The organism is Microbacterium sp. 20-116 (assembly GCF_041079415.1).
GTDB lineage: Bacteria > Actinomycetota > Actinomycetes > Actinomycetales > Microbacteriaceae > Microbacterium.
This window is the reverse complement of sequence record NZ_JBFYGP010000003.1, coordinates 143,473-168,914: the sequence shown is the minus strand read 5'-3', so window position 1 is coordinate 168,914 and position 25,442 is coordinate 143,473. Positions and strand designations below refer to the sequence as shown.

The 25,442-nt window shown below is 71.2% G+C and carries 20 protein-coding genes; 10 read left to right on the top strand and 10 right to left on the bottom strand.

Going from position 1 to position 25,442, the window contains the following annotated elements; all coding sequences use genetic code 11:
• Nucleotides 1–30: 30 nt before the first annotated feature.
• The 3 genes from AB6V29_RS08145 to AB6V29_RS08135 form a co-directional block, all read right to left on the bottom strand.
• Nucleotides 31–807 carry a DNA-formamidopyrimidine glycosylase family protein gene (locus AB6V29_RS08145; protein WP_307314963.1) on the bottom strand — a complete coding sequence of 259 codons (777 nt, stop codon included), beginning with the start codon at nucleotides 805–807 and terminating at the stop codon, nucleotides 31–33.
• Nucleotides 800–5,482, bottom strand: a complete 4,683-nt coding sequence (locus AB6V29_RS08140) for an ATP-dependent helicase (RefSeq protein ID WP_369357965.1) — start codon at nucleotides 5,480–5,482, stop codon at nucleotides 800–802. Before AB6V29_RS08140 ends, AB6V29_RS08145 begins: the two co-directional genes overlap by 8 nt.
• Nucleotides 5,483–5,629: 147 nt before the next feature.
• Nucleotides 5,630–6,298, bottom strand: coding sequence for an alpha/beta hydrolase (locus tag AB6V29_RS08135; protein WP_307314966.1), 669 nt, complete (start codon nucleotides 6,296–6,298; stop codon nucleotides 5,630–5,632).
• A 97-nt stretch (nucleotides 6,299–6,395) separates the two neighbouring features.
• Here AB6V29_RS08135 and AB6V29_RS08130 point away from each other — a divergent pair, with 97 nt between their 5' ends.
• Complete coding sequence (locus AB6V29_RS08130; protein WP_056226157.1) at nucleotides 6,396–7,010, top strand: NUDIX hydrolase family protein; 615 nt, start codon at nucleotides 6,396–6,398, stop codon at nucleotides 7,008–7,010.
• Nucleotides 7,011–7,090: 80 nt separating this feature from the next.
• Nucleotides 7,091–9,013 carry a M3 family metallopeptidase gene (locus AB6V29_RS08125; protein WP_307314971.1) on the top strand — a complete coding sequence of 641 codons (1,923 nt, stop codon included), beginning with the start codon at nucleotides 7,091–7,093 and terminating at the stop codon, nucleotides 9,011–9,013.
• 60 nt (nucleotides 9,014–9,073) lie between these two features.
• Here AB6V29_RS08125 and AB6V29_RS08120 read toward each other — a convergent pair whose 3' ends face one another.
• Complete coding sequence (locus AB6V29_RS08120) at nucleotides 9,074–10,141, bottom strand: low specificity L-threonine aldolase (protein WP_307314973.1); 1,068 nt, start codon at nucleotides 10,139–10,141, stop codon at nucleotides 9,074–9,076.
• A gap of 121 nt (nucleotides 10,142–10,262) precedes the next feature.
• Between AB6V29_RS08120 and AB6V29_RS08115 the strand changes: the two genes are divergently transcribed.
• Together AB6V29_RS08115 and AB6V29_RS08110 are read left to right on the top strand one after the other, a co-directional pair.
• A complete protein-coding gene (locus AB6V29_RS08115; protein WP_307314974.1) occupies nucleotides 10,263–13,445 on the top strand; it encodes a DEAD/DEAH box helicase in 3,183 nt (1,060 codons plus the stop codon).
• A 92-nt stretch (nucleotides 13,446–13,537) separates the two neighbouring features.
• Nucleotides 13,538–14,911 (top strand): MFS transporter, encoded by a 1,374-nt coding sequence (locus tag AB6V29_RS08110; protein WP_369357963.1) that lies wholly within the window; start codon nucleotides 13,538–13,540, stop codon nucleotides 14,909–14,911.
• Here AB6V29_RS08110 and AB6V29_RS08105 read toward each other — a convergent pair.
• Both AB6V29_RS08105 and AB6V29_RS08100 read right to left on the bottom strand, forming a co-directional pair.
• Nucleotides 14,908–15,621: an SDR family NAD(P)-dependent oxidoreductase gene (locus AB6V29_RS08105; protein ID WP_369357961.1), complete on the bottom strand. Its 714-nt coding sequence runs from the start codon at nucleotides 15,619–15,621 to the stop codon at nucleotides 14,908–14,910. The two genes, AB6V29_RS08110 and AB6V29_RS08105, sit on opposite strands and share 4 nt — an antisense overlap.
• A gap of 8 nt (nucleotides 15,622–15,629) precedes the next feature.
• Complete coding sequence (locus tag AB6V29_RS08100; protein ID WP_267786079.1) at nucleotides 15,630–17,027, bottom strand: DUF6421 family protein; 1,398 nt, start codon at nucleotides 17,025–17,027, stop codon at nucleotides 15,630–15,632.
• A gap of 108 nt (nucleotides 17,028–17,135) precedes the next feature.
• Between AB6V29_RS08100 and AB6V29_RS08095 the strand changes: the two genes are divergently transcribed.
• The 3 genes from AB6V29_RS08095 (at nucleotide 17,136) to AB6V29_RS08085 (ending at nucleotide 19,602) form a co-directional block, all read left to right on the top strand.
• On the top strand, nucleotides 17,136–17,624 hold the full coding sequence (locus AB6V29_RS08095; RefSeq protein ID WP_210072368.1) for an Lrp/AsnC family transcriptional regulator: 489 nt from the start codon (nucleotides 17,136–17,138) through the stop codon (nucleotides 17,622–17,624).
• Between the two features lie 93 nt (nucleotides 17,625–17,717).
• Nucleotides 17,718–18,887, top strand: coding sequence for a sensor histidine kinase (locus AB6V29_RS08090; RefSeq protein ID WP_307314984.1), 1,170 nt, complete (start codon nucleotides 17,718–17,720; stop codon nucleotides 18,885–18,887).
• 25 nt (nucleotides 18,888–18,912) lie between these two features.
• Complete coding sequence (locus tag AB6V29_RS08085; protein ID WP_369357960.1) at nucleotides 18,913–19,602, top strand: response regulator; 690 nt, start codon at nucleotides 18,913–18,915, stop codon at nucleotides 19,600–19,602.
• A 12-nt stretch (nucleotides 19,603–19,614) separates the two neighbouring features.
• Here AB6V29_RS08085 and AB6V29_RS08080 read toward each other — a convergent pair whose 3' ends face one another.
• Nucleotides 19,615–20,115: a hypothetical protein gene (locus tag AB6V29_RS08080; RefSeq protein WP_307314987.1), complete on the bottom strand. Its 501-nt coding sequence runs from the start codon at nucleotides 20,113–20,115 to the stop codon at nucleotides 19,615–19,617.
• 81 nt (nucleotides 20,116–20,196) lie between these two features.
• On the opposite strand from AB6V29_RS08080, the gene AB6V29_RS08075 reads away from it, so the two are divergent.
• Nucleotides 20,197–20,811 carry a 2-phosphosulfolactate phosphatase gene (locus tag AB6V29_RS08075; protein ID WP_267786083.1) on the top strand — a complete coding sequence of 205 codons (615 nt, stop codon included), beginning with the start codon at nucleotides 20,197–20,199 and terminating at the stop codon, nucleotides 20,809–20,811.
• A gap of 6 nt (nucleotides 20,812–20,817) precedes the next feature.
• On the opposite strand, the gene AB6V29_RS08070 is transcribed toward AB6V29_RS08075, so the two are convergent.
• The 3 genes from AB6V29_RS08070 to AB6V29_RS08060 form a co-directional block, all read right to left on the bottom strand.
• Nucleotides 20,818–21,306: a SprT-like domain-containing protein gene (locus AB6V29_RS08070; RefSeq protein WP_210072363.1), complete on the bottom strand. Its 489-nt coding sequence runs from the start codon at nucleotides 21,304–21,306 to the stop codon at nucleotides 20,818–20,820.
• A gap of 30 nt (nucleotides 21,307–21,336) precedes the next feature.
• Entirely contained in the window at nucleotides 21,337–21,864 is a 528-nt protein-coding gene (locus AB6V29_RS08065) for a hypothetical protein (RefSeq protein WP_056228266.1), read from the bottom strand.
• Between the two features lie 94 nt (nucleotides 21,865–21,958).
• Nucleotides 21,959–22,825 carry a spermidine synthase gene (locus AB6V29_RS08060; RefSeq protein WP_210072362.1) on the bottom strand — a complete coding sequence of 289 codons (867 nt, stop codon included), beginning with the start codon at nucleotides 22,823–22,825 and terminating at the stop codon, nucleotides 21,959–21,961.
• Between the two features lie 41 nt (nucleotides 22,826–22,866).
• Here AB6V29_RS08060 and pxpA point away from each other — a divergent pair, with 41 nt between their 5' ends.
• Together pxpA and AB6V29_RS08050 are read left to right on the top strand one after the other, a co-directional pair.
• Nucleotides 22,867–23,619, top strand: a complete 753-nt coding sequence (gene pxpA, locus AB6V29_RS08055; protein WP_267786085.1) for a 5-oxoprolinase subunit PxpA — start codon at nucleotides 22,867–22,869, stop codon at nucleotides 23,617–23,619.
• A complete protein-coding gene (locus AB6V29_RS08050) occupies nucleotides 23,613–25,196 on the top strand; it encodes a 5-oxoprolinase/urea amidolyase family protein (protein ID WP_369357958.1) in 1,584 nt (527 codons plus the stop codon). Before pxpA ends, AB6V29_RS08050 begins: the two co-directional genes overlap by 7 nt.
• Nucleotides 25,197–25,442 lie beyond the last annotated feature (246 nt).

Genomic DNA, 25,442 nt, shown 5'->3' with positions numbered 1-25,442 from the left:
CCCGGGAGGCGGACGCCGCGGCGGCCCGTCTCAGCCGGGCTGACAGGTGGGGCACCAATAGACGTTGCGCTCGCTCGTCGCGGAGGCGCCGAGCGAGGTCGCACGGATCGGGGTTCCGCAGCGGCGACAGGGGGCGCCCTCGCGACCGTAGACCCAGAAGCGACGCCCGGGCCGGCTGTCGCCGGTGAAGGTGCGCTCGGGGCGCGGCAGGTTGGCGCGGATCATGCGCTCGCCGAGCGCGATCGTCGCCTGCACGTCGATCTCCGTGGCGGGGGTGGTCGGCGCGATGCCGCGGACGAAGAGCAGCTCGTTCGCGTACACGTTGCCGAAGCCGGCGACGTTGCGCTGGTCGAGCAGCGCGACGTGTGCAGCTCTGTCGTCGGCGGCGACGCGGCGGACCGCTTCGGCCTCATCCCAGTCGTCGGCGAGCAGATCGGGGCCGAGGTGTCCGACCACGGTGTGCTCGTCGCTCGTGCGCAGGACTTCGACCATCGCGAGGTCGAAACCGACGGCGTCTGCACCCGCGACGCCGACGATCGCCCGCGCCTTGAACGCCTGTCGTCGCCAGCGCTCGCCCGGGCGGTAGAGGTCCCATCGGCCCTCCATCTTCAGGTGCGAGTGCAGTGTGAAGCCGCCGATCCTGTGCAGCAGGTGCTTGCCGCGAGCGGCGACCTCGTGCACGGTCTCACCGCGCAGGTCGGCGGTGGCGCTCCCCGGCACACGGATGTCGAACCGTGTGACCACCTTGCCGGCGAGGGCCGCCGACAGCTTCGCCGCGGCGCGGTAGACGGTATCGCCCTCAGGCACGGGCGGCCTCGCGCAGGGTGTCGCCGGCGGTGAGTTTGCGCAACGTCAGGCCCTTGGGTGATTCGACGAATCCGCCCTCGCGCAGGGCTCGGCCGACCGCGGTGCCGTAGACGAACTCCCCGTTGACCTGTTCGACGGTGAGGGTTTCGAGACGCCTCTTCTTCGCGGTCTCGGCGAGGTGTCGGGCCGCCGCCTGCAGCACCGCTTCGTCGTCGGTGAAAGCGAGCGCGCTGCGACCGCCGCGTTCGAGGTAGAGCACGAGCTCACCGTCGACGAGTACGACGAGACCTCCGGCCTTACGGCCCGGCCGGTGCGTGACCCCTTCGATCGCGGGCCAGCCGAGGGCCGCACCGTACGGGTTGGCGGGATCGGTGGCGGCGAGCGTCAGGGTGCGCAAGGGCGGGGGATCGGCGACCGCGGCGAACTCGCGCAGCCGATCGACCGTGGCCGAGGCTGCGAACTGCGCGGCGCCGAGCTTCTCGATCACGTACCCGCGACGGCAGTGTCCGGCCTCTTCGAAGCCGGCGAGGATGCGGTACACCTGAGCGAAGCCGCCGGGCACGCCCTCGGACTGCACGGCGCCGCGCGTCACCACCCCGTACCGATCGAGCAGGAGGCTCGCCGAGGCCGTGGCGCGGGCGGCAGGGTCCTCCTCGCGCTCGGGGAGGAGCGACCACCGACCGCCCAGGGACGGCGGACGCGGCGCGGAGGTGGCCCGCGGCATGGTCGCGCCGCGGTACATACGTGCGCGTGGTGCGCGGCGCGCGACGCGGTGCGACTGGCCCCCACCGCTGAGCAGCGTGCGGACCGGGGCGAAGGTGTCGTTCGTCACCCGGCCGGCCCAGGTGAGCGCCCAGAGGGCGTCGTTGACGGACTGCTCGTTCTCGGCGCCGACGAGCTGTCTCAGCTGGGTGGCAAAGTACGCACCCCCGCTCTCCAGGGCCGAGAGCAGGCGCGCCTCGAGCGAATCGGGCGCGGGATCGTCGGCGTCCTCGGGGTCTTGCAGGGTGAACGGCGCCGCCTCGGCCGGGTGCAGGGCGATCCACCCGTCGCGACCGGGCAGGGTGCCGTGGCCCGACCAGACCACCTCTCCGGTGGCGGTGAGCTCGTCCAGTAGGGCGGGGGAGTAGTCCGCCACGCGCGAGGGCAGGATGAGCGACTCCCACGCGCTCGCCGGAATGGGGACGCCCGCGAGCTGCTCGATCACGGCGAGCACCCCGTCGACGCCCTCGAGGGGGCGACCCAGGTGCTGCCATACGGGCAGGAACCGGGCGTACGCGGCCGGAGGGACCGGCTCGACGCTGCCGCGGATGGCTGCCAGCGATCGCATACGCAGGCGTCGCAGCACCTCGACGTCGCACCACTCGGTCTCGTCGCCGCGGACACCGCCCGACGCCTCGGGAAGGAAGAACCCACTGGCGAGGCGCCCCTGAGACTCGAGGCGCTGCAGTGTGAGCCGCGCAACCGCTACGCCCACGCCCAGGCGTTCGGCGACGGCATCCGTCGTGAAGGGCGCGTGCGTGCGCGCGAAGCGGGCGACGAGATCGCCCAGGGGATCGGGGAAAGGCTCGAGGAACGCGTTGGGGATGCCGACGGGCAGCGCCGCGCCCAGGGCATCGCGGAGGCGACCGGCGTCTTCGATCCCGGCCGTGCGCGAGACTCCGGCGATCGTCACGCGGATCGCCCGCCGGTCGTCGACGAGGGTGGCGAGGTGCTGCTCGGCCTCGGCCAGTGCGTCGCCCTCGGTGTCGACTCGCGCAGCCACCTCGGCCGCGTCGAGGGGGCCGAGGATACGCAGCAGGTCGGCCACTCCCTCGGCGCCGCGGACTCGGCGATCGGGATCGAGGCGCTGAGCTTCGCGCTCGAACTGGGCGATGACGTCGGGGTCGAGAAGCTCGCGCATCTCGACCTTGCCGAGCAGCTCGCTCAGGAGCGCCGGGTCGACCGAGAGCGCCGCCGCACGTCGCTCCGCGAGAGGGGAGTCGCCCTCGTACATGAAGGCGCCGACGTAACCGAAGAGCAGATCGCGCGCGTACGGGGAGGGCTGCGACGTCGTGATCTCGACGAGGCGGATCTTGCGCTCTCCGATCTGTCGCGTGAGGCGGAGGAGAGCCGGAAGGTCGTAGACGTCTTGCAGTACTTCGCGCAGCGTCTCGAGGATGATCGGGAACGCCGGGTGCCTCTTGGCCACCTCGAGCAACTGCGCGGAACGCTGGCGCTGCTGCCAGAGCGGGGAGCGGCGGTTCGGATTCAGCCGGGGCAGGAGCAACGCTCGAGCGGCGCATTCGCGGAAGCGCGAGGCGAACAGAGCGGATCCGCCCACCTCGTCGGTGACGATCTGTTCGAGCTCGTCGGGCTCGAAGACGAAGAGATCGGCCCCGGGCGGCTCCGCCGCGGCATCCGGGACCCGGGCGATGATGCCGTCATCGCTGGCGACCGCCGCCCCCTCGACACCGAGGCGCTCGCGGATGCGTGCGTTGACCGCGAGCGCCCACGGCGCGTGCACCTGCATGCCGTACGGCGAGTGCAGGATGATGCGCCAGTCGCCGACCTCGTCGCGGCTGCGCTCGACGGTCAGCGTGCGATCGGTGGGGAGGCTCCCGGTCGCCTCGCGTTGCTCGACCAGGTACGCGAGCAGGTTGGTGATCGCGTTGTCGTCCAGTCCCGACTCGCGAAGGCGCTCCTCGGCCTTGCCGCGGTCGGCCGCGGCGATGTCGCGCGAGAACTTGCCGAGCGCTTCGCCCAGCTCGGCGGGGCGACCGATGCCGTCGCCGTGCCAGAACGGCAGCTTGCCGGGCTGGCCGAAAGCGGGGAGCACATTGACACGGTCGTGCGTGATCTCGACGATGCGCCAGCTCGTGGTGCCGAGCGTGAAGACGTCGTTGACGCGGGATTCGTAGACCATCTCTTCGTCGAGTTCTCCGACGCGCGCGTTCTGCGATTCTCCCGCGACGAAGACACCGAACAGACCGCGGTCGGGAATTGTCCCGCCGCTGGTCACGGCCACGCGCTGTGCGCCCGGGCGCCCGGTGAGGGTGCCGGCGTCGCGGTCCCAGACGAGGCGGGGGCGCAGTTCGGCGAACTCGTCGGAGGGGTACCGCCCGGCCAGGAGGTCGAGGGTGGCCTCGTACGCGGAGCGGGGGAGAGAGCGGAAGGGCGCGCTGCGCTTGACCGTCTCAAACCACTCCTCGACGTCGATGGAGCCCAGGGCCGAGGCGGCCACCGTCTGCTGCGCGAGAATGTCGAGCGGGTTCTGCGGCACCGAGATGGCCTCGATGCGCCCCGCCAGCATGCGCTCGGTCACGACAGCGGTGTGCAGGACGTCGCTGCGGTGCTTGGGGAAGAGGGCGGCCCGGCTGACCTCGCCGACCTGGTGGCCAGCACGGCCGACACGCTGCAGACCGGATGCCGCACTGGGTGGCGACTCCACCTGGATGACGAGGTCGACGGAGCCCATGTCGATACCGAGCTCGAGGCTGCTCGTGGCGACGACGCAGCGCAGGGTGCCGGATTTGAGCTCGTCTTCGACCTGCGCGCGCTGCTCTTTCGACACGGAGCCGTGATGGGCCTTCGCGAGGATGGCCGCGACACCCGCCGAGGAACCCGCTTGCGCCATCGTGGCGGCGGGCACGGTCGGTTCGGGCACGTCGATGCCCTGCCGCTCGGCGTAGATCTCGTTCAGACGCCCCGTCAGGCGCTCGGCCAAGCGGCGCGAGTTGGCGAACACGATGGTCGAGCGGCGTTCGAGGATGCGGTCGACGATGGCCTCTTCGACGTGCGGCCAGACCGAGCCCGAGACCTCGGTGGCCTCGGGACGATCGGAGAACCACTCTGCGTCGCTGGCGTCGTCGGGGGCGGGGGAGCCCGGAGGAGGCGGTGGGTTGAGCATGTCGTCGACGGGCACGACGACCGAGAGGTCGAACGCCTTCGTGGCCTTGGGGGCGACGATATCGACGGGCTGTGCTCCGCCGAGGAAACGGGCCACCTCGTCGATGGGTCGTACCGTCGCAGACAGTCCGATGCGCTGGGCGGGCTTGTCGAGCAGGGCGTCGAGGCGCTCCAGACTCACGGCGAGGTGAGCGCCCCGCTTGGTCGCCGCGACCGCGTGCACCTCGTCGATGATGACGGTGTGCACACCGCGCAGGGTTTCTGCCGCCTGGCTCGTGAGCATGAGATACAGCGACTCGGGCGTCGTGATGAGGATGTCGGGCGGAGCTGTCACGAGCTTGCGACGATCGCTCGAACTCGTGTCGCCCGAGCGCACGCCGACGGTCACCGAGGGCACCTCGATGCCGAGGCGGCGAGCGGACTGGCCGATACCGACGAGAGGCGAGCGGAGGTTGCGCTCGACATCGACGCCGAGCGCCTTCAACGGGGAGATGTAGAGGATGCGGGTGTCTGTCGGGACCGCCTTGGGGACCTTCGGCGTCGAACGCTTGCCGCGCGGCGAGGGAGCGGCATCCGGGGTCTCGGGGCCCTTCTCGCGGAACACCCGATCGATCGCGAAGAGGAACGCCGACAGCGTCTTGCCCGAACCGGTAGGCGCGACGACGAGGGCGTTCCGCCCCGACGACACGGATTCCCACGCGCCCTTCTGCGCGTTGGTCGGCGCCGAGAAGGCGCCACGGAACCAGTCCTGCGTCGCAGGACCGAATCTCTCCAGCACGTCGGCCATGTCGACATCTTCTCCCGGACCTCCGACATCGGGTCGGGGTTGACGTTCGCCCGCCGCGGAACCGCCGGTGCCGTCCAGGCGAAGATCGCTGAATCCTCAGCATCGGGCGCGGGAACGAACGGCGGCAGGCCGTCGTCGCGCGCCGGCTCAGCCGCTCGCGGTCGTACCGCGATCGGCCAGACGGGCGTCGAGGAAGGCCCGGACGTCGTCGAGCTCGTCCTGCGAGATGGAGTGCGTCAACCCCGGATAGACCCGACCGCTCAGCTCGCTGTGCACGGGAAGCCATTGCGCCGTCACATCGACCAGAGCCGCAGGAATGACATCGTCTGCGGCGCCTCGGCCCCAGAACACCGGCGGGCGACGATTCGCGAGGAGGGCATCGCCGGGGAGCTCGCCGCCCGCCGCGTAGCCCGCGAGGACGACGGCGAACGACACGGCGTCCGGATCGACGCGCAGGGTCTGGAGCGCGACCGCGCCGCCCTGCGAGAAGCCCAGCAGCCCGACGGGCTCTTCACCGACGGCCTCGCGGGCCCAGGCGAGGACGGCGTGGGCGGCGAGGGTGATCGCTTCGGGGTCTCGACCGTCGAGACCCTCGATCGGGTACCACGAGGCGCCCGGCGTCGGCCAAGGCGGAGCCAGCGGGGCCCGCACGCTCGCGACGACGAAGGCCTCGGGAAGGTGCGGCACCAGTGCGAAAAGGTCGTGCTCGTCGGAGCCGTAGCCGTGCAGCAGCACCAGGACGGGCCGTCCGGCGCGTTCGGCGGGAGGCACGGACCACCGCACGACGGTCGGATCGAGGGACGGCTGAGCGTTCATGCCGCCATTGTCGCAAAGGCCTCCGACATCGAGATCGGAACGATACCGGCGCGCGGGACACGCGGCATCCGGGGCGGACGGTTGATATACAGGGAGCATGCCCGTGCGCACTCCCGATCCCGAACCCGGCGACAACGGCGATGAGCGCGAGCCGCTCTCGGCGTCCTTCTCAGGAGCGCAGGGAGGCCCCAACCCCAACCCCGGGTGGCTGAGCGAGGTCGAACTGGCCGAGGCGCGACGTCGTCTGCCGATGCTCTACGTCGAGGCTCTGCCCGTTCGCACCGACGGGATGGGGGCGGTGACCCAGGTCGGCATCCTGCTGCGTGCCACGCCCCTCGGCGAGATGACCCGCACGCTCGTCTCGGGTCGCGTCCGCTACGGCGAGACCGTGCGCGACGCGCTGTTCCGCCACCTCGAGAACGACCTCGGTCCCATGGCCTTCCCGCTGCTGCCGCCCTCGCCGACGCCGTTCACGGTCGCCGAGTACTTCCCCCTCCCCGGGGTCAGCGCCTTCCACGACGACCGTCAGCACGCCGTCGCCCTCGCCTTCGTGGTCCCGGTGACCGGTACCTGCGAGCCGCGTCAGGACGCGCTCGAGGTGACGTGGCTGTCGCCCGAGGAAGCGGCATCCGATGCCCTCTCCGACGAGATGGAGGGCGGCCGCGGCACCCTCATCCGTCAGGCGCTGGCGTCGGTGGGCGCTCTGCGCTGACCGACGTCCCCGGCCGGATCCACGGCGAATTCATCCGCCGCGCCGTTGCCGGTGTCGGCGGCCCTGCCTAGGGTCGATGCATGGCGCATCCTCCCCTGGAACCCCTCTCCCTCCCTCGCGATCTCGACGGCTGGAAGGCCTTCGCCGGTGAACGTCCGTCCGAACGCCTGGCGCGTGTGGCCGCTATCGACGCTCGTCTGGTGGCCGAGAGCGACCTGTCGATCAGCGACCGTCTCTCCCTCTGGAACGAGGCGGACATCGCACTCGCCGAGGCGGCGGCGCCCTCGCACCTCGTCAGTGAATCGCACCCGGATGCCGAGGTTCGCGACGCCGCCGAGAAGCAGGCGCAGGCCGTCGATGCGGTGCAGTCCCGCCGGCTCCTCGACCGCGCTCTGTGGCGGGTCTTCGCGGATGCCGAGCCGTCCGGACTCTCCCGCGACGAGCAGCGCTTCCTCGATCAGGTGCGCCGAGACTTCCGCCGCGGCGGCGTCGACCTTCCCGATGCCGATCGCGCCCGCGTCCGCGAGCTCACCGATCGCGACACCGAGCTCTCGCTGACCTTCTCTCGCAACATCCGCGAGGGCCGACGGGAGGTCCGCGTCTCGGCGGATTCGCTCGAGGGCCTACCCGCCGACTTCCTCGCCGAGCGTCCCGCCGACGAGGAGGGGATGATCACGCTGACCACCGAGTACACCGACCTCATGCCGGTCCGGGAATATGCCCGCGATCGGTCCGTGCGTCACGCGATGATGAGCGCGTACAACGATCTCGCCTGGCCCGTGAACGAAGCCGTCCTCGCCGAGCTGCTGGCGGTGCGTGCGGAGCGGGCCGCGCTGCTGGGGTACGGCGACTGGGCGGACTACGAGACCGAGACGCGCATGATCGGTTCGAGCGCGGCGGTGCGCGCCTTCCTCGATCGCGTGGCCGAAGCGGTCGCACCGGCGGCGGCGGGCGAATACGAGCGCGTTCTCGAGCGCCTGCGTCGCGACGACTCCGAGGCCGACGCGGTGACGATCGCCGACTTCTGGTACATCCTCGGCGCTCTCAAACGCGAGGAGTACGACGTCGATGCGCAGCTCGTCCGGTCGTACTTCCGCTTCGATCGCGTGCTCGAGGGCGTGTTGAACACCACCGCTCGCCTGCTCGCCGTGCGCTACGTGCCGGTCGAGGCACCCTCGTGGCACGATGACGTCCGCACCTACGACGTCGTCCGGGGCGAGGATCGCCTCGGACGCATCCACCTCGACCTTCATCCGCGCGACGGGAAGTACAACCACGCGGCGTGCTTCGGCCTCGCCCCGGGCATCGTCGGCCGGTCGCTTCCCGAATCGGTCCTGCTCTGCAACTTCTCGCGGGGACTCCTCGAGCACGACGAGGTCGTGACGTTCTTCCACGAGTTCGGTCACCTCGTGCACGACATCCTCGGCGGTCACCAGACCTGGGCGCGTTGGACGGGAGTGGCGACCGAGTGGGACTTCGTCGAGGCCCCGAGCCAGCTGCTCGAGGAGTGGGCGTGGGATGCCGAGGCCCTCGCGGCCTTCGCCGTGAACGACGCGGGCGAGCCGATCCCCGCCGATCTCGTCGCCCGCATGCGCACCGCCGACGCCTTCGGGCGGGGTCTCGAGGTCACGCGTCAGCTGGGCCACGCCACGACGTCGTACCGCCTGCACGTCGACCGGCCCGACGATCTCGCCACCGCTGTCGACGGGTACTACCGGGCCGCGAGTCCCATCACGCCGCTCGACGGGTCGCACTCCTACGCCGGATTCGGCCACCTCACCGGCTACGGCGCTTGTTACTACACCTACCAGTGGAGTCTGGTGATCGCGAGAGATCTGCTCTCGGCCTTCGGCGACGACCTGTTCGACGTCGAAACGGCCGCCCGGTACCGCCGGGAGATCCTCGAGCCCGGCGGCACACGGGATGCGCGGGAGCTCGTCGAGAGGTTCCTCGGCCGCGAGTCGACGTTCGACGCCTACCGCGACTGGCTCGCCGGGGCCTGACGGCCGCAGCGGGCCGCGGCTCCTCCTGTGAGTGCCGCGGCCCACTCGGTCCGTGAGGCGTCAGGCGGTCGTCTCTCGCGCGATCGCGGCGACGAACGAGTCGATGTCGGTCTCGGTCGTGTCGAACGAGCACATCCATCGCACCTCGCGACGAAGTTCGTCCCAATCGTAGAAACGGAAGCTCTGGCGGAGCCGATCGGCGACACCGGCGGGGAGAGTTGCGAAGACGCCGTTCGCCTGGGTGGGCTGCGTGAACTCGACACCCTGGATCGACCCGTCGGCGAGACCCGCCTCGATGCCGGCGCGAAGGCGCTGCGCCATGGCATTCGAATGGCGGGCGTTGTGCAACCAGAGGTCGTTCTCGAGTAGGGCGACGAGTTGCGCCGACACGAAGCGCATCTTGCTCGAGAGCTGCATGTCGAGTTTGCGGAGGTAGGTCAGGCCCGTGGACGCCTCGGGATCGAGCACGACGATGGCCTCGCCGATCATGGCGCCGTTCTTGGTGCCGCCGAAGCTCAACACGTCGACACCCGCATCGCGGGTGAAGGCGCGAAGGGGCACATCGAGGGCGGCGGCGGCGTTCGCGATGCGCGCACCGTCCATGTGCAGGCGCATGCCGTGCCCGTGGGCGTGGGCCGCGAGTTCGCGGATCTCCTCGACGCTGTAGAGGGTCCCCAGCTCCGTCGACTGGGTGATCGAGACCACGAGCGGCTGCGCGCGGTGCTCGTCGCCCCATCCCCAGGCCTCGCGGTCGACGAGCTCGGGGGTGAGCTTTCCGTCATCGGTGGGCACGGTGAGCAGCTTGATCCCGCCGACCCGTTCGGGCGCCCCGCCCTCATCGACGTTGATGTGAGCGGTGGATGCCGAGATCACGGCGCCCCAACGGGGGAGCATCGACTGCAGCCCGACGACGTTGGCGCCCGTGCCGTTGAAGACCGGATAGGTCTCGACACCCTCGCCGAGAAGCGAGACGAACAGGTCCTGGAGGCGGGCGGTGTAGACGTCTTCGCCGTAGGCGACCTGATGGCCGTCGTTGGCAGCGGCGATCGCGGCCAGCACGTCGGGGTGGATTCCGGAGTAGTTGTCGGAGGCGAAACCGCGCACCGAGGAGTCGTGGAGGGTGGTCACTCTTCCAGCGTAACGACCGGCCGACTCGACGCCTCCTCCCCGGCGGCAGATCTCGGCGCGTTGTCCCCACTCCGCCCCCGTCCGGCCCCCGAGTGTCGGTGGGGCCGGGGAGAATGGCGTCATGCACATGGACCCTGAGGCGCTCAGCATCGCCGGTGAGATCTTCTCTCCGGCGGCCATGACGCGCGCCGATCGGCTCCTGATCTACGGCTCCGTCGAGGTCGGCGACGTCAAGACGTTCGACGGAGTACTCGTCGTCTCGGCGCAGTCGTTCGGCGCGGCGGGGTACGAGCATCTCGAACTGCGCGTGCCCACCGATTTCACGCGCGTCTCAGGCTGGTGCTCGTGCGGCCGCGGCCCCGAGTGCGAGCATTCCTGCGCCGCGGCTGTCCTGCTCTTCGACCGCATGATCTCGGCGGGTCGGCCCCCGCGCCCCGAGTGGCAGCGCACCCTCGATGAACTGCTGACGGTCGACGCACGGTTCCCCGACGAACCCCCGGTCGATCTGTGTCTCTTCCTCGCCATCCGTCGCGGTGGGGGTCACGGCCGCACCACCGCCCTGACGCTCACCGCCCGCCCCGGTATGCGAGGCTCGCGCGGCACCTGGATCAAGGGGCGCGCGGGGTGGTCGGGCCTGTCCCTGCTGTCCGCCGACCCGCGCGCGCGTGCCGCGCTCGACAGTCTGGGCCGCCTCGGCCGCTCGGGCAACGGCGCATACCTCTCCGATGAGTGGATGCCGCTCTCCGCCGTTCCGCCGCACTCGCTCTGGATGCAGCTCGAGGCTGTCATCGCGGCCGGTGTACCGCTCGTGGCCGCTTCCGGCGTGCATCACCCGGTGCAGATCCTCGAGGGGGAAAGGACCGCCGCGGTCGCCGTCGACCGTCGCGGCTCGGCCCTACACGTCCGCGGGATCGTCGAGGGCCTCGATGACGAGGTCGCCTCCTCGCCGTCGTGGGTGGTGGGCGACCCCGCCGTGGCGGTGGCCTTCGTCGCGGATCGTGACGGTGACGACGAGCGATTCACCCTGGCGCGTCTCTCGACCCCGGCGGCGGGCGCCCTCCGCGGGTTGCTGGCGCGCACGGCCGCGCTCGCGGTCGACGGGGGCTCGGACGCCTTCTTCCGCGACTACCTTCCGCGCTTGCAGCTCGAGGCGCCCGTGGTCTCTCCCAGGGGCACGATCGATGTGCCGCCCCCGCCCCGTCCCGTCCTCGAGGTCGCCGTCGACCATCGGGCCGGTCGCGCGTCCGTCGCCGTACGGTGGGACCGGTCGTCGACCAACGGCCGACGTGACGAGGCGTACGAGGCGTCTACCTGGGAGGCTGTGTCGGCCATCGCGTCGGAGCTGCGTCTCGAGCTGCCACAGCCGTTTCCCTCGGGCACCACTCCGCCGCGCATATGGGCTCCCGCGGAGGCGGCGATCTTCGTCGTCGAGGCGATGCCGCGCCTGCGGGCTCTCGAAGACGTCCGGGTGACCGTGGCCGATGGGGCTGCGCCCTACCGTGCGGCTGCCGAGCCGGCCTCCGTCGAGCTGCGCACCGGAGACGACGACGGCAGCGACTGGTTCGACCTGCACGCGCGCGTGACGGTGGGTGACGCCGAGGTCGACTTCTCCGATCTCTACACCGCGCTCGTCGTCGGCGACCGCGCGCTCTTCCTCGCAGACGGGTCCTATGTGCGTTTGGACACCCCCGCCTTCGACCGCCTGCGAGCCGTCATCGACGAGGCGCGAACTCTCGCCGATCGCCCGGACGGCCAGATGAAGCTCAACCGCTACAACGTCGGTCTGTGGGACGACCTCTCCGAACTGGGACTGCTCGCGGCGCAAGAGGCCGAGTGGTGGCTGCGCGTCCGCGGCCTCACGGACGAGGCCGCCATCGCCCCCGTGGCGCCTCCCACGGGACTGCGGGCCACTCTGCGCGACTATCAGCGCACGGGTCTGGACTGGTTGCACTTCCTTCGCACGCAGGGACTCGGGGGAGTGCTCGCCGACGACATGGGGCTCGGCAAGACGGTGCAGGCAATCGCGATGATGGAGGTCGCGCGCGAATCCGATCCCGAGATGGCACCGTTCCTGATCGTGGCGCCGACGAGTGTGGTCGGCAACTGGGCGCGCGAGTGCGCCGCGTTCGCACCGGGGCTCAGGGTGCAAACCATCACCGCTACGCAGGCGCGCCGTTCGACCCTCATCGCCGAGCAAGCGGCCGGCGCGCATGTCGTGGTGACCAGCTACGCGCTGTTCCGTCTGGAGCAGGAGCAGTACGCCGAGCTCGAGTGGTCGGGTCTCGTGCTCGACGAGGCACAGCAGATCAAGAATCCCTCGTCGCGCGGCTACCGCGCCGCTCGGGCCCTCTCGGTGCCGTTCACCCTCGTCATCACGGGCACCCCCATGGAGAACAACCTCCTCGAACTCTGGGCTCTGATGTCGCTGGTCGCCCCGGGGCTCTTGGGGACCCGCGAGTCGTTCACCGCCATGTACCGCACCCCCATCGAGAAGCACTCCGACAGCGCCCGGCTCGACCTTCTTCGTCGTCGCATCCGCCCGTTCCTTCTGCGGCGCACGAAAGAACGAGTCGCCGCCGAGCTGCCCTCGAAGCAGGAGACCGTGGTCGAGGTCACCCTGCATCCGACGCATCGCAAGCTGTACGACCGGCGCTTCCATCGAGAACGTCAACGTCTCCTCGGTCTGCTCGACGATGCCGAAGGCAATCGCTTCGCGATCTTCCGGTCGTTGACCATGCTGCGTCAGCTCGCCCTCGACCCGGCGCTCGTCGACGAGGGAGAGGCGCCCTCCGCCAAGCTCGACGCTCTGGTCGAACTGGTGACCGAGGCCGCCGCCGAGGGACACCGCGTCCTCGTCCTGAGCCAGTTCACGCGGTTCCTGCGCGCCGCTCGCGAGAGGTGCACCGAGGCGGGCCTTCCAACCGGCTACCTCGACGGTGCCACCACGCACCGGCAGGCTGAGATCGACCGCTTCCGCGAGGGCGACGACCCGGCGTTCTTCATCTCGCTCAAGGCGGGAGGGGTCGGCCTCAATCTCGTCGAGGCCGACTACGTCGTGCTGCTCGACCCGTGGTGGAACCCCGCGGTCGAAGACCAGGCCATCGACCGTGCGCACCGCATCGGCCAGACGCGCCCGGTGATCGTCTACCGTCTCGTGGCCGCCGACACCATCGAACAGAAGGTCGTCACTTTGCGCGAGACGAAAGCGGAGCTGTTCTCCCGCGTGCTCGACGGGGGTGAGGGTGAGACCTTCGGCGGGGGCACCCGCCTGACGGCGGCGGACATCCGCAGCCTCATCGACTGACGCAGCCGTGAACTCGACCGCACCCGGGGGGGGGCGTGCCGTCGATCGACCAGACCCTGGTCAATGTCGGACCCCCGGTCTACCGTGGCGCTATGTCCGAGAGCCCGGCCTCTGCTGCACCGCCCGCCGCTGCCGTGTCCGCCCGGCGCGGCACCTTCCTCGCGGTGCTCGTCAACACGGCTGCGGCCAACGTGACGACGAGCTTCCTCTGGTTCGCTCTCACGTTCTGGGTGTATCTCGAAACCCGTTCGGTGCTCGCTACCGGCATCGTCGGCGGTGCGTACATGCTCTTGCTCGCCGTGTTCGCGATGGTGTTCGGCTCGCTCGTCGATCGTCACCGCAAGCACCGGGTCATGGTGGTCTCCGGGTTCGTGACGCTCGTGGCGTTCCTGCTGGCGGGGGCGCTCTGGCTGGCATTCCCCGAGGCCGTGCTCCTCGACCTCGGCGGGCCGTGGTTCTGGCTGTTCGCGGGCGTCATCCTCGCCGGGGCCGTGATCGAGAACCTTCGCAACATCGCGCTGTCGACGACCGTGACGCTTCTCGTGCCCGTCGAGCGTCACGCCAACGCGAACGGGCTCGTCGGCACGGTGCAGGGGCTCGCCTTCGTCGTGACCAGCGTCTTCAGTGGCCTCTCGGTGGGCTTTCTCGGCATGGGGTGGACGCTGGCCATCTCGCTCGTGCTCACCGCCCTCGCTCTCGCGCACCTGTTGACCATCCGCATCCCCGAGGAGCGCCCCGCCGCCGGGCAGCGCCCCGGTCCGATCGTCGATCTGCGCGGGGCGATCCGAGCGGTGCGTCTCGCGCCGGGGCTCTTCGCCCTCATCGTCTTCTCGACGTTCAACAACCTCATCGGCGGCGTCTACATGGCGCTCATGGACCCCTACGGTCTCGAGATGTTCGATGTGAAGGTCTGGGGGATCGTCCTCGGGATCACCGCGACCGGCTTCATCATCGGCGGCGGTCTCGTCGCGAAGTTCGGCCTCGGCAAGAACCCCATCCGCACCATGCTCTGGATCGTCATGGCGATGGGCGCGCTCGGCGCGCTGTTCACTCTCCGCGAGTGGTGGTGGCTGTACGCGCTCGGCATCTGGGTCTACATGGCCCTCATCCCGCCGGTCGAGGCGGCCGAGCAGACGGTCATTCAAAAGGTGGTGCCCTTCGAGACCCAGGGGCGCGTCTTCGGCTTCGCCGCGGCGTTCGAATCGGCCGCGGCACCCGTGACGTCGTTCCTCATCGCGCCGATCGCGCAGTTCCTGATCATCCCTTACATGGACGGTGAGAGTGGGCGCTCGACGTGGGGCTGGCTGCTCGGCGAGGGAGATTCGCGCGGCATCGCGCTGGTCTTCGCCGTCTCCGGCGTCGTGATGGTGATCGCGGCTGCGATGGCGTTCCTCACGCGCTCGTACCGCACGCTCTCGCGGCAGTACCGCACGGCTGAGGTCCACGCCGGGGTGGGGTCGAGCTAACCGCCCGTGTCAATGTCGACGACGACGTCGTTCCACGCCGCGGCTTCGTCGTCCCACAGCGCGACGACGGCGGATGCCAGGGCTTCTTCGAGTCCGCCGAGGCTGCGCACGCGGAAGATCACGCCCGCGGCCGACAGCTCTCGCCCCGTATCGCGCGCGGACTTCGCGTACCCCTGCGCGACGGCCCGCGTCCACGCCTCGCTCGCCGCTTTCACCGCGGCGTAGTTCGCGCCTCCGGCGAGGGGGCGTAAGACGGCGGTCGACGAGACGATGGCGAGCCGCCCGGCATCCGAGGTGCGCAGGTCGTCGTCGAAGGTGCGGCTGATGTGACGCAGAGCCGTGAACGACCGCAGCAGAACGGCGAGGTCCTCGTCGCTCTGTCCGGCGAGCCCCCCTCCACCGCGCCAGCCGCCGACGAGGTGGATCACGCCGTCGACGGTCCCGTGGGCGGCGTGCACGCGGTCGCGCAGAGCCGACACGGCGGCCGGGTCGGTCAGGTCGCACAGCTCCGTCGCCGCCGCGGGCGCGGACTCGGCGGCCTCGCGCAGGCGGGCGGCGTCCGAACCCACGACCACGACCCGCGCTCCCGCCTCGCCGAGAGCGCGAGCACAGGCGCGGCCGGCTGCGCTCGTTCCGCCCGCGAGTAGAACGAGTCGCCCGCGTACCCGCTCCCGCGGCTCGACCGCGGGGTCGGCTGTCACCTCGCTCATCCGGGTGTTCAGTCCGTTCCGCGAATTCCCTCGGTCGATGCGATGACGGGACGCATCTTCTTCTCCAGCGCCTCGAAGAACATCGACAGGGGGAACTCGTCGTCGAGCACCGCATCGGTGTAGCCCTTGGGCAATCCCGCGAGCACCTCATCGGGCAGGCCTCGTGCCCACACCGAAGCGGGGTGGGGTGTGACGACCGAGCGCACGAGGTCGTAGGCGGCGAGCCAGTGGGCGACCTTGGGGCGGTCGATCGAGCGCCAGTACAGTTCGTCGATCGCATCCGCGAGGGCGATGACCGCGGCGGGTACCTCGTCCCAGTCGAAGGCGAGCGAGGTGTCGGTCCAGTGCAGCACGCGTCGCTGATGCAGCCAGGCGAACAGCAGCTGCCCGCCGAGACCGTCGTAGTTGCGCACGCGAGAGCCGGTGATGGCGAAGCGGAAGATGCGGTCGAAGATCACGGCGTACTGCACAAGCTCGGCGTGCTCGAGCATCGCTGCCTCGGCGTCGTCGAGGTCGTCCCGGGCGACCAGGCGCGCCTGCAGCGACACGCACTCGCGAAACGCGGTGAGGTCGCAGCGCAGTTCTTCGAGCGAGTAGAGGAAGAACGGCATCCGCTGCTTGATCATGAAGGGGTCGAACGGCAGGTCGCCGCGCATGTGCGTGCGGTCATGGATGAGATCCCACATCACGAACGTCCGCTCGGCGAGGTCCTGATCGTCGAGCAGACGCGCGGCGGCGTCCGGGAGTCGGAGTTTCGTGATGTCCGCGGCGGCGCGGGTCACGCGACGGTAGCGTGCGGCCTCGCGGTCCTGGAAGATCGCGCCCCACGTGAACGCGGGAACCTCGCGCATCGCGACGGTCTCGGGAAAGAGCACGGCCGAGTTGGTGTCGTAGCCCGAGGTGAAGTCGACCAGCCGCAGCGAGACGAAGAGGCGGTTGGTGTACTCGGTCTCGAGCCGCGCGATGAACTCCGGCCAGATCGCCTCGACGATCACCGCCTCGACGTGCCGTTCACTCGAGCCGTTCTGCGTGTACATCGGGAAGACCACGAGGTGACGGATGCCGTCGACGCGGTGCTCCTGCGGGTGGAAGGCGACCAGGGAGTCGAGGAAGTCGGGAACCCCGAGCCCCTCGTCTCGCCAGCGGCGGAAGTCCGTGACGGATGCCGCGAGGTAGGCCGCGTCGTGCGGGAAGAGGGGCGCGAGCGCCTCGATCGCCGCGGTCAGGTCGTCGAGCAGGGGGGTCGCAGCGGCGATGTCCTCGATGGAGCCGTCCTTGGCCTGCAGCGCCTGCAGTGCGGTGGCGGCGCCCTTGAGCTTCGCCCAGGCGGGGGTCTGCTCGACCGTATCGACGCCGTGTCCGGCGATCAGATCGTCGGCGGCACGGGTAGGCGCGGCGGTGGTCATGGCATCCTCCATTCGATGCTGTAAATATTCCTGCTGAATGTGGATGCTAACGGAAAAATTACGGATCCCGCCAGAGGGGGACTCGCCGCCGCTGATACTGTCGACCGCATGACCGAGGCCTCCTCCCGCGCTCCTCGCCTCGAGGACTCCGTCGACGCAGCGATCGTCCGCGAGATCTCACTCGACGCGCGCGCCACGCTGTCGCACCTGTCGGAGCGCGTCGGCCTCTCGGTCTCGGCCGTCCAGTCGCGGCTGCGCCGGCTCGAAGCTCGAGGGATCGTGAAGGGCTACCGCCCGATCCTCGATGCCGAGGCGCTGGGGCGGCCGCTCGCGGCCTTCGTCGAGATCACGCCGCTCGACCCCGCGCAGCCCGACAACGCTCCCGAGCTGCTCGCCCACCTGACGCCGATCGAGGCCTGCCACTCCATCGCGGGCGAGGCGGCGTACATGCTCTTCGTCCGCGTGCCGACGCCGCGCGACCTCGAGGCGCTCATCCGCGACATCCGCGCCGCGGCCCAGGTGAACACCCGCACGACCGTCGTGCTGCAGACCTTCTTCGAGGCGCGTCCGATCGAGCCGGCCGACTTCCCGGCCTGATCCGCCCTCGCCTCGAGGCTCCTCCCGACGGCCGACACAGATACACCCCGGGACGGATGCCGTGACCACGGCCGCCCGCGTAGCGTGGCGGTGATGTTCGCTCTCCGCCCGCTCACCCGCTACCAGTTGGTCACCGACCTCGGCATCGCCGTGATCTTCTTCCTGGTGGCGATCGCCATCGAGCTCGTCGCGAGTGCCACCCCGGTCGACAGCGTCGCCGCGCTCTTCGTCGCACTCGCCTTCGCGAGCTCGGTGGGTCTGCGGCGCCTGCACCCGGGACTCGCCCTGTGCGTCGCGTGGGCAGCCGCCCTCGTGCAGATGGGCTTCGGCCGGCAGCCGTCCCCGTCAGACCTCGCGATCTTCGCCGTGCTGTACACGACGGGCGCGTACGGGACGCGGCGCGTGTTCTGGTTCGGGTTCGGTTCGGCGATCGTCGGCGCGGCCGTAGTGCCGATCTACCTCGTGGGTCGCGGTCTGCAGGCTCCGCCCAACGGCAACGACTGGTTCGCGGTCATCGCCCTCTTCCTCGCCGCGGGCTTCGCCCTCATGCTGGCCTGGGTCTCGGGCGCGCTCGTGCGCACGGCGATGCGGGCCGCGGCGAACAGTCGCGCCCAGCGCGCGGCCGAGGCCGAGACGATCGCGGAGCAGGAGCGCGTCCGCATCGCCCGCGACATGCACGACGTCGTCGCCCACTCCCTGGCAGTGGTCATCGCCCAAGCCGACGGGGCCCGCTACGCCGCGGCCTCGGATCCCCGGGCCACCTCCGAGGCGCTCACGACGATCTCGTCGACCGCGCGGGCGGCGCTCGCCGACGTTCGGCTCCTCCTCACCCAGCTCCGGCACTCTCAGGCCGAGGGGCCGCAGCCCACCCTCGCCGATCTGGAAGTCCTCTTCCAGCGGATGCGTGCCGCGGGCGTCGACGTCCAGGTCGGGGTCGATCCGCTCCCTCCCGGCGAGCCCCCCGCGGCCATCCAGCTCGCGGTGTACCGCATCATGCAGGAGGCGCTCACGAACGCCCTACGCCACGGTGTCGACCCGCGCGTGCGTGTCCACCTGGCGTGGTGGCCCGACCGCGTCGTGGTCTCGGTGCGCAACGCCCGGGCCACGGCATCCGTCCCCGTCCTTTCCAGCTCCGCGCCCGGCGGTCACGGTCTCATCGGCATGCGCGAACGCGCGCAGCTCGTCGGCGGCCACCTGACGGCCGGACCGGAGTATGGCGAGTTCGTCGTCCGAGCCACCCTGCCGATCGGTGCTGCGCTGTGAGCGGCCATTCGTCGCGGCAGAGCGGATGCCGAGCCACCCCCGAACCGCGAGAGGAGCCGTCATCGTGACCGCCCCCGTCCGCATCGTCCTCGTCGACGATCAAGCCCTGTTCCGTGCCGGTATCCGCATGGTGATCGACTCCCAGCGCGACCTCGAGGTGGTGGGGGAGGCCTCCGACGGACGCGAGGGCATCGAGGTCGTGCGAGCGACGCGCCCCGACCTGGTGCTCATGGACGTGCGGATGCCGGTCCTGGACGGGCTCGCGGCCACCGCCGAGATCCTGCGCGAGCCCGACGCTCCGCGCGTGGTGGTGCTGACGACCTTCGACCTCGACGAGGCCGCGGCTCGGGCCATCCAGGGCGGGGCGAGCGGGTTCCTGCTCAAGGACTCCGAGCCGGAGTTCTTGTTGTCCGCGGTGCGGACGGTCCACGCGGGTTCCGCCGTCATCGCCGCCGAGGCCACGAGAGAGCTCTTCGCCCACATCGCCGACGGCGGAGGCGGGGAGCCGGTGCCGGCCGCCTACGGGGCGCTCACCGATCGCGAACGCGAGATCTTCGCACTCGCGGCGGCGGGACTCAGCAACGCCGAGATCGCCGAGCGCGAGTTCCTGTCCGAGGCCACGGTCAAGACGCACATCAGCCGCATCCTCACCAAGCTCGCCCTGCGCGATCGCGTGCAGCTGGTCGTCTTCGCCTATCGCCACGGCCTCGCCTGAGGCGATCCCGGGTCAGTCGGCGTCGTTCTCGGGGTCGTGCGCCCAGGTGGGGGCGAGTGACTTGATGCGCGCCGCCCGCCACTGCCACGTCGCCCACAGCGCCGGCCACAGCGCGGGAGCCGCGGCCCCGCCGATCGTGAGACGCTCTCGCCAGAGCGTGCGGCCGGGCTCTCCCGGAGCCTCCGACACCGCCATCTGGTGGTCCCAGACGTCGAGCACCGAGAGCGGCCCGGTCAGCGGAACACCCCAATCGCGGAACACGCGCACGCGCCCGTGCGCGTCGCTGGTCTCACGGTCGGCGACCGAGATGAGCTGACGCCCGACCGGCAGCAGGCCCGCGACGCTCATCTGCACGGGCACGTCGTCGCCGGACTCGAACGAGGTCGGCATCTCGCCGAGGGCCTCGACGTCGAGGAGGGGGCCGTACAACTCCGCCACCGCGCGCGGGGAGTGCAGGGCGCGCCAGGCGGCATCCGGGTCGCAGTCGATGACGAACTTCAGCAGGATGCGCATGAGTCGATCGTGCCCGATCCCGGTGATCGGCGGGCACGGCTTGACGCGGGGAGTCCGTTCCGGGCGTTTTACGATCGAGGGATGCCGTCTTCTCCCGCCCTCGCGCAGTCCGACTACCAGGTGCGTCTGGATTGGGGACGCGCGGGGCTGGATCGCCTCGCCCCGTCCCACGTCGTGATCGTCGTGCAGACGCTGGGACTGTCGATGCGCGCACTGGCCGCGACCGAGAACGGCGGGTCCCATCTCCTCGAGGGCGATCCGGCCGCGCAGCTCGCGCTCGCCGCCGCGAACGAGGGCGCCCACGTCGTCATCGGCGGACTGCGCAACGCGGCCGCCGTCGCGGCCCACGTGCTCGAGGTGCAGCGCGCCCGAGGGGAGCGCACCAGCATCTCGGTCATCGCCGCCGGCTCCCCAGACGCCGACAGCCTCCGCTTCGCGGTCGAGGACCTGCTGGGGGCGGGTGCCGTCGTCGCCGCGCTCGGCGACCTGGGCATCGACCACGGCTCTCCCGACGCCGCGGTGGCGGGAGAGGGGTTCCGCGCCCTCGGGGGCGCCGTACGGCACCTGCTGACGGCCAGTGGGACAGGCCGCGTCCTCGGGGCCGAAGGGGCGCGAGAGGCGGTGCTGGCCGCGGCCGCACGCGATGCGGCATCCGTCGTCCCCGTCCTCCGAGACGGGATCATCGTCGCCGCCTGAGCCCCTCTAGCGGGGCAGCGACGCCGCCAGCCGCGTCGCGCGGCTGATGTCGCGATGCACCCACGACAGTGCGAATCGCGGATCGAACGACGGAGCGCACTTCGCGCACGAGGTGGGGCGGGTCGCGCGGCGATGACGGTAGGCGACGTGCCCCGCCGGGCACGTGCCCACCCAGGGCGCGAGTTCGTTCGCGGTCTCGCCGGCGTGCGTCGTGCCGCCGACGTAGCCGAGCCCGCGCGCGGTGCGCTTCCACACCGGACCGTGCCCGGCCGCCGCTCCCGCGACGGCGTGCGCGACCTCGTGCAGCAGCGTCTGGTGGTTGGTGTCGTCGTCGTAGCGTGCCGAGAGGTACCGCGAGACGCTGATGCGCTTACGGCCGTAGTCGCACAGGCCCGCGCGCCGCTTGGCGTTGTCGAAGGCGAACGTCCACGAGTCGTCGAGGTGCAGGGCGATCAGCGCCTCTGCCCAGATGCGGACGCGCTGCAGGTCGGACATGAGCGGAAGCCTAGGGGGGACCGACGACACTCAGCTCGCGACGACCTCGCGCGTGCGCCGACGCTCCGCGGCGTCGATCGCGAGCAGGGTCGATTCAAGTTGCGCGTCGGTGGCGCCGGCGTTCTGACGCAGGAACAGTGCCTGCTTGAAGTCGCGGCGGGCGGCGTCGAAGTCGCCTTCGTCGTAATGCACCTTGCCGCGGTGCTGGAGCGCGAAGGCGGCGATGCTCGCCCAGCCCTGGCCCTCGGCCTCTTCGGCGCACATGGTGAGTTCCTGCTCGGCGGCGGCGTAGGCCCCGCGGCACTGCATGATCGTGGCGTGCAGGATGCGCGCGCGCAGCAGATCGCGACGGGTTCCGGCCATTCGGGCGACGCGCACCGACTGCTCCGAGATGGCGAGCGCCTCGTCGAATCGATCGAGCACCTTCAGGAGCCAGACCCGCTCGAGCAGGGCGTGGAGGCTGCGCTGGGAACCGATCTCCTCGAGCCGCTCCGCGCACTCGCGGGAGTCGGTGACCTCTCGCAAGGTATCGGGGTCGTACCCGTGGATGTAGCTCACCATCGCTCCTCTCGTTCCGGCAGGACCTCCAGTCTGCGTCGCCCGGGCGTCGAGCGCCGCAGCGCCACGCGGTCGGGGAGCGAAGACGCGAGGATCATCTCTCGAAGAGGGATGCCGAGGGCTTCGGCGACGCGGTCGCATCGGCGTCGGTGGCCGTTCGGGACCCGCGCATGAACTCCTCGATCTCGGCGCCCTGGGCGACTTTGGCCGGGTGGGGCCCGGCCGCCATGAGACGCGGGAGCCATTCGACCGGCAGCGGGGCGGCGGAGGCGGCGACCACGAGGTTGCCGAACCTGCGCCCCTTGAGCACCTGCACCTCGGCGAGGACGATGACCTCGGGCAGCACGTCGCGGATGGTGGCGACCTGACGGCGGGCGAAGGCCAGCCCCGGACCGTCGGACACATTGACCAACAGCACCCCGTCCGCCGCCAGCAGCGCCGCCGCCTCGCGGTAGAACTCCACCGTGGTCAGATGGGCCGGGGTCTGGGCGCCGGAGTACACGTCGCTCACCAGCAGGTCGACGGCGCCGGTGAGTCCGGCGGGCAGCCTCGACAGCCCCGCCCGCGCGTCGCCGATGCGCACGCGCACCGAGGCACCGCGCGGCAGCGGCAGGTTCTCGCGCACGAGATCCCATAGCGCGGGTTCGAGCTCGATGACCTGCTGACGCGAGCCCGGTCGGGTCGCCTCGACGTAGCGCGGCAGGGTGAGCGCGCCCGCGCCGAGGTGGACCGCGGTGAGCGGCTGCCCCGGCATCCGGAGTCGATCGATCACGGCGCCCATGCGGGCCACGTACTCGAAGTGCAGGTGCGTCGGATCGTCGAGGTCGACGTGCGACTGGGGGGTGCCGTCGACGACCAGCTCCCACCCCGAGACGAACCCCGAGGGCGAGACGCGCGCGAGAGAGCCGTCCGACAGCCGCGTGGTGGGGGCGTCGTCGGGTTCGATGCGCATGCGGGCCATGCCCCCACGCTAGGCCCTCCGGGCGGCGGTACCGTGGCCGCATGCGGGTGGACCTCAATGCCGACCTGGGCGAGACCGTCGACGGGATTGCGACGGCCGACGACGACGCCATGTTCGCGGTGGTCTCCAGCGCCAACGTCGCCTGCGGCGGGCACGCGGGGGATGCCGTGTCGATGCGCGCGTCTGTCGAGACGGCGGCGAGATACGGGGTCGCCGTCGGCGCCCACCCCTCGTACGACGATCGCGAGAACTTCGGTCGGGTCGCCCGCTCGATCGAGCCCGCCGAGCTCCGCGCGATCGTGGCGGCTCAGCTGTCCGCTCTGGCCGCGGCCGGTGCCGACCTGCGCTACGTGAAGCCGCACGGGGCGCTCTATCACGCCGTCACCGCCGACCCCCGGCAGGCCGGGGCGGTCGCGGCGGCGGTGGCGGACCACTCCGCTCGGCTCGGACGCGCTCTGCCGATCCTCGGTCTGGCCGGTGCGATCGCCGAGGCCGCGGCATCCGCGGGTCTTCCCTTCGTGCACGAGGCGTTCCTCGACCGCGGGTACACCGCGCACGGTGCTCTCGTGCCCCGCGGCGAGCCGGGTGACCTCGTCCATGACCCCGCCGCCGCCGCCGACCGCGCCGTGCGGCTCGTCCGCGACGGCGAGGTCGAAGCCGTCGACGGAGCGCGCGTGTGCGTCGACGCCGCCTCCTTGTGTCTGCACGGCGACACGCCGGCCGCCGTCGCGATGGCCCGCGCGGTGCGCTCGGCGCTCGACGGAGCCGGCATCGAGGTGCGCGCTCCGTGGTGACTCCGCCGGGCGTGGCGATCGTCCTGCGGCCGATGGGGGAGCGGGCCGTTCTCGCCGAGGTCGCCGACCTCGCCGCCGCCGTCCGCCTGCACGCGGCGCTCGCCGCGGACCCGCCGGCCGGAATCGACGACCTCGTCCCCGCCGCGCGCACCGTCCTCGTGTGCTTCGATCCCGCGCGCATCCCTCCGGCGTCCGTTCGCGCGTGGATTCGCTCGACCGCCTCGGCGCACGCCGAGGATCCCGAACCCGGACCCGTCGTGGACGTGCCCCTCCGCTACGACGGCGCCGATCTCGACGACACGGCTGCGCTCCTCGGCATCCCGGTCTCCGACCTCGTCTCCCGCCACGCGGCAGCGGAATGGTCGGTCGCTTTCACCGGCTTCGCGCCGGGCTTCGCCTATCTCGTCAGCGCGGACTGGCCCTTCGACGTGCCCCGCCTCGATCGGCCCCGGACGCGGGTCCCCGCGGGCGCGGTCGGGCTCGCCGCCGGCTTCACGGGCGCCTATCCCCGACAGACCCCGGGCGGCTGGCGCCTGATCGCCTCGACCGATGCGGTTCTCTTCGATCCGGATGCCGCCCACCCGGCGCTGCTCCCGCCGCGCGCCCGCGTGCGGTTCGTGCCGGAGCGCCCGCGGGTCGTGGGGTCGAGTCGGTCCGGCTCGGCGGCCGGGACGGGCATGAGCGCCCGCGTCGGCATGGCGCCTGCGCCCGCGAGCTGCGGGGTGCCCGCGCTCCGCGTCGTCGACGCCGGCGTCAGCACCACCGTGCAGGACCTGGGGCGCCCCCGTCTCGCCGCCCTCGGGGTCGCGCGCTCGGGGGCTCTGGATCGCCGAGCCCTGCGCGTCGCCAACCGGCTGGTCGGCAATGACGAGGGGGCGGCGGGGCTCGAGATCCTGCTCGGGGGCTTCCGCGCCCGCGCCGAGGCCGACACCTGGGTCGGCGTCACCGGGGCGCTCACCGAGGTGCGGGTCGACGAGCGGGCGGTGGACCTGTACGCACCTGTCCTCGTGCGCGCCGGGAGCGAGCTGTCGATCGGGGTCGCGCGGGCGGGTCTGCGCAGCTACCTGGCCGTCCGCGGCGGCGTGGAGGGGCACGCGGCGATGGGCTCGCGCGCCCACGATTCGCTCGCGGGCCTCGGCCCCGCCCCGCTCCGCGCCGGTGACCTCGTCCACGCCGGGGTGCCGGCATCCGCCATTCCCCCCGTCGACGTCTTTCCCTGGACCGTGCCGCCCTCGCTGATCGAGGTCCCCCTCGGCGAGGGTCCGCGCGCCGATTGGTTCGCACCCGAGGCTCTCACGACGCTCGTCACGCAGATCTGGACCGTCTCTTCCGACCTCGACCGTGTCGGGATCCGTCTCGACGGCCCCGCCCTCGAGCGCGTTCATCCCGGTGAGCTCGCGAGCGAGGGCATGCGCCCGGGCGCCCTCCAGGTCCCCCCGCACGGGCGGCCGGTGGTGCTTCTCGCCGACGGTCCGGTGACCGGCGGGTATCCGGTGATCGCGGTGGCGACCGAGGCCGGCACCGAGGCGTTGGCGCAGGCGAGGCCGGGAGACCGGGTGCGATTCCGGCGGGTCTGACGAGAGCGGGAACGGGGATCCGCGACGAGCGCACGCGTTTATACCGCAGGTCCGAGAACGCGTCAAGAATTGGACTGGACACGGCGAGTCCTCCCGCGTATGCTTGGACTTTGCGCTCCTCGATTCCCCCTGCCCTCATATGGTGGTCGGCTGAGCTTGCCCGTCCCCGCTTCACCGCGGTGTGCGACGTGCAGGTTATCGGGGCAGGAGCGCACTCCACCTGACGACAAGGAATCACGAGCCCCT

Excerpts from the sequence above, each read along its gene's own strand:
- pxpA (WP_267786085.1), top strand. The coding sequence starts at position 22,867 with ATGCGGGTGGACCTCAATGCCGACCTGGGCGAGACCGTCGACGGGATT.
- AB6V29_RS08115 (WP_307314974.1), top strand. The coding sequence starts at position 10,263 with ATGCACATGGACCCTGAGGCGCTCAGCATCGCCGGTGAGATCTTCTCT.
- AB6V29_RS08135 (WP_307314966.1), bottom strand. The coding sequence starts at position 6,298 with ATGAACGCTCAGCCGTCCCTCGATCCGACCGTCGTGCGGTGGTCCGTG.
- AB6V29_RS08080 (WP_307314987.1), bottom strand. The coding sequence starts at position 20,115 with ATGCGCATCCTGCTGAAGTTCGTCATCGACTGCGACCCGGATGCCGCC.
- AB6V29_RS08070 (WP_210072363.1), bottom strand. The coding sequence starts at position 21,306 with ATGTCCGACCTGCAGCGCGTCCGCATCTGGGCAGAGGCGCTGATCGCC.
- AB6V29_RS08100 (WP_267786079.1), bottom strand. The coding sequence starts at position 17,027 with ATGACCACCGCCGCGCCTACCCGTGCCGCCGACGATCTGATCGCCGGA.
- AB6V29_RS08130 (WP_056226157.1), top strand. The coding sequence starts at position 6,396 with ATGCCCGTGCGCACTCCCGATCCCGAACCCGGCGACAACGGCGATGAG.
- AB6V29_RS08110 (WP_369357963.1), top strand. The coding sequence starts at position 13,538 with ATGTCCGAGAGCCCGGCCTCTGCTGCACCGCCCGCCGCTGCCGTGTCC.
- AB6V29_RS08095 (WP_210072368.1), top strand. The coding sequence starts at position 17,136 with ATGACCGAGGCCTCCTCCCGCGCTCCTCGCCTCGAGGACTCCGTCGAC.
- AB6V29_RS08075 (WP_267786083.1), top strand. The coding sequence starts at position 20,197 with ATGCCGTCTTCTCCCGCCCTCGCGCAGTCCGACTACCAGGTGCGTCTG.
- AB6V29_RS08090 (WP_307314984.1), top strand. The coding sequence starts at position 17,718 with ATGTTCGCTCTCCGCCCGCTCACCCGCTACCAGTTGGTCACCGACCTC.
- AB6V29_RS08060 (WP_210072362.1), bottom strand. The coding sequence starts at position 22,825 with ATGGCCCGCATGCGCATCGAACCCGACGACGCCCCCACCACGCGGCTG.
- AB6V29_RS08105 (WP_369357961.1), bottom strand. The coding sequence starts at position 15,621 with ATGAGCGAGGTGACAGCCGACCCCGCGGTCGAGCCGCGGGAGCGGGTA.
- AB6V29_RS08125 (WP_307314971.1), top strand. The coding sequence starts at position 7,091 with ATGGCGCATCCTCCCCTGGAACCCCTCTCCCTCCCTCGCGATCTCGAC.
- AB6V29_RS08140 (WP_369357965.1), bottom strand. The coding sequence starts at position 5,482 with ATGGCCGACGTGCTGGAGAGATTCGGTCCTGCGACGCAGGACTGGTTC.
- AB6V29_RS08085 (WP_369357960.1), top strand. The coding sequence starts at position 18,913 with ATGCCGAGCCACCCCCGAACCGCGAGAGGAGCCGTCATCGTGACCGCC.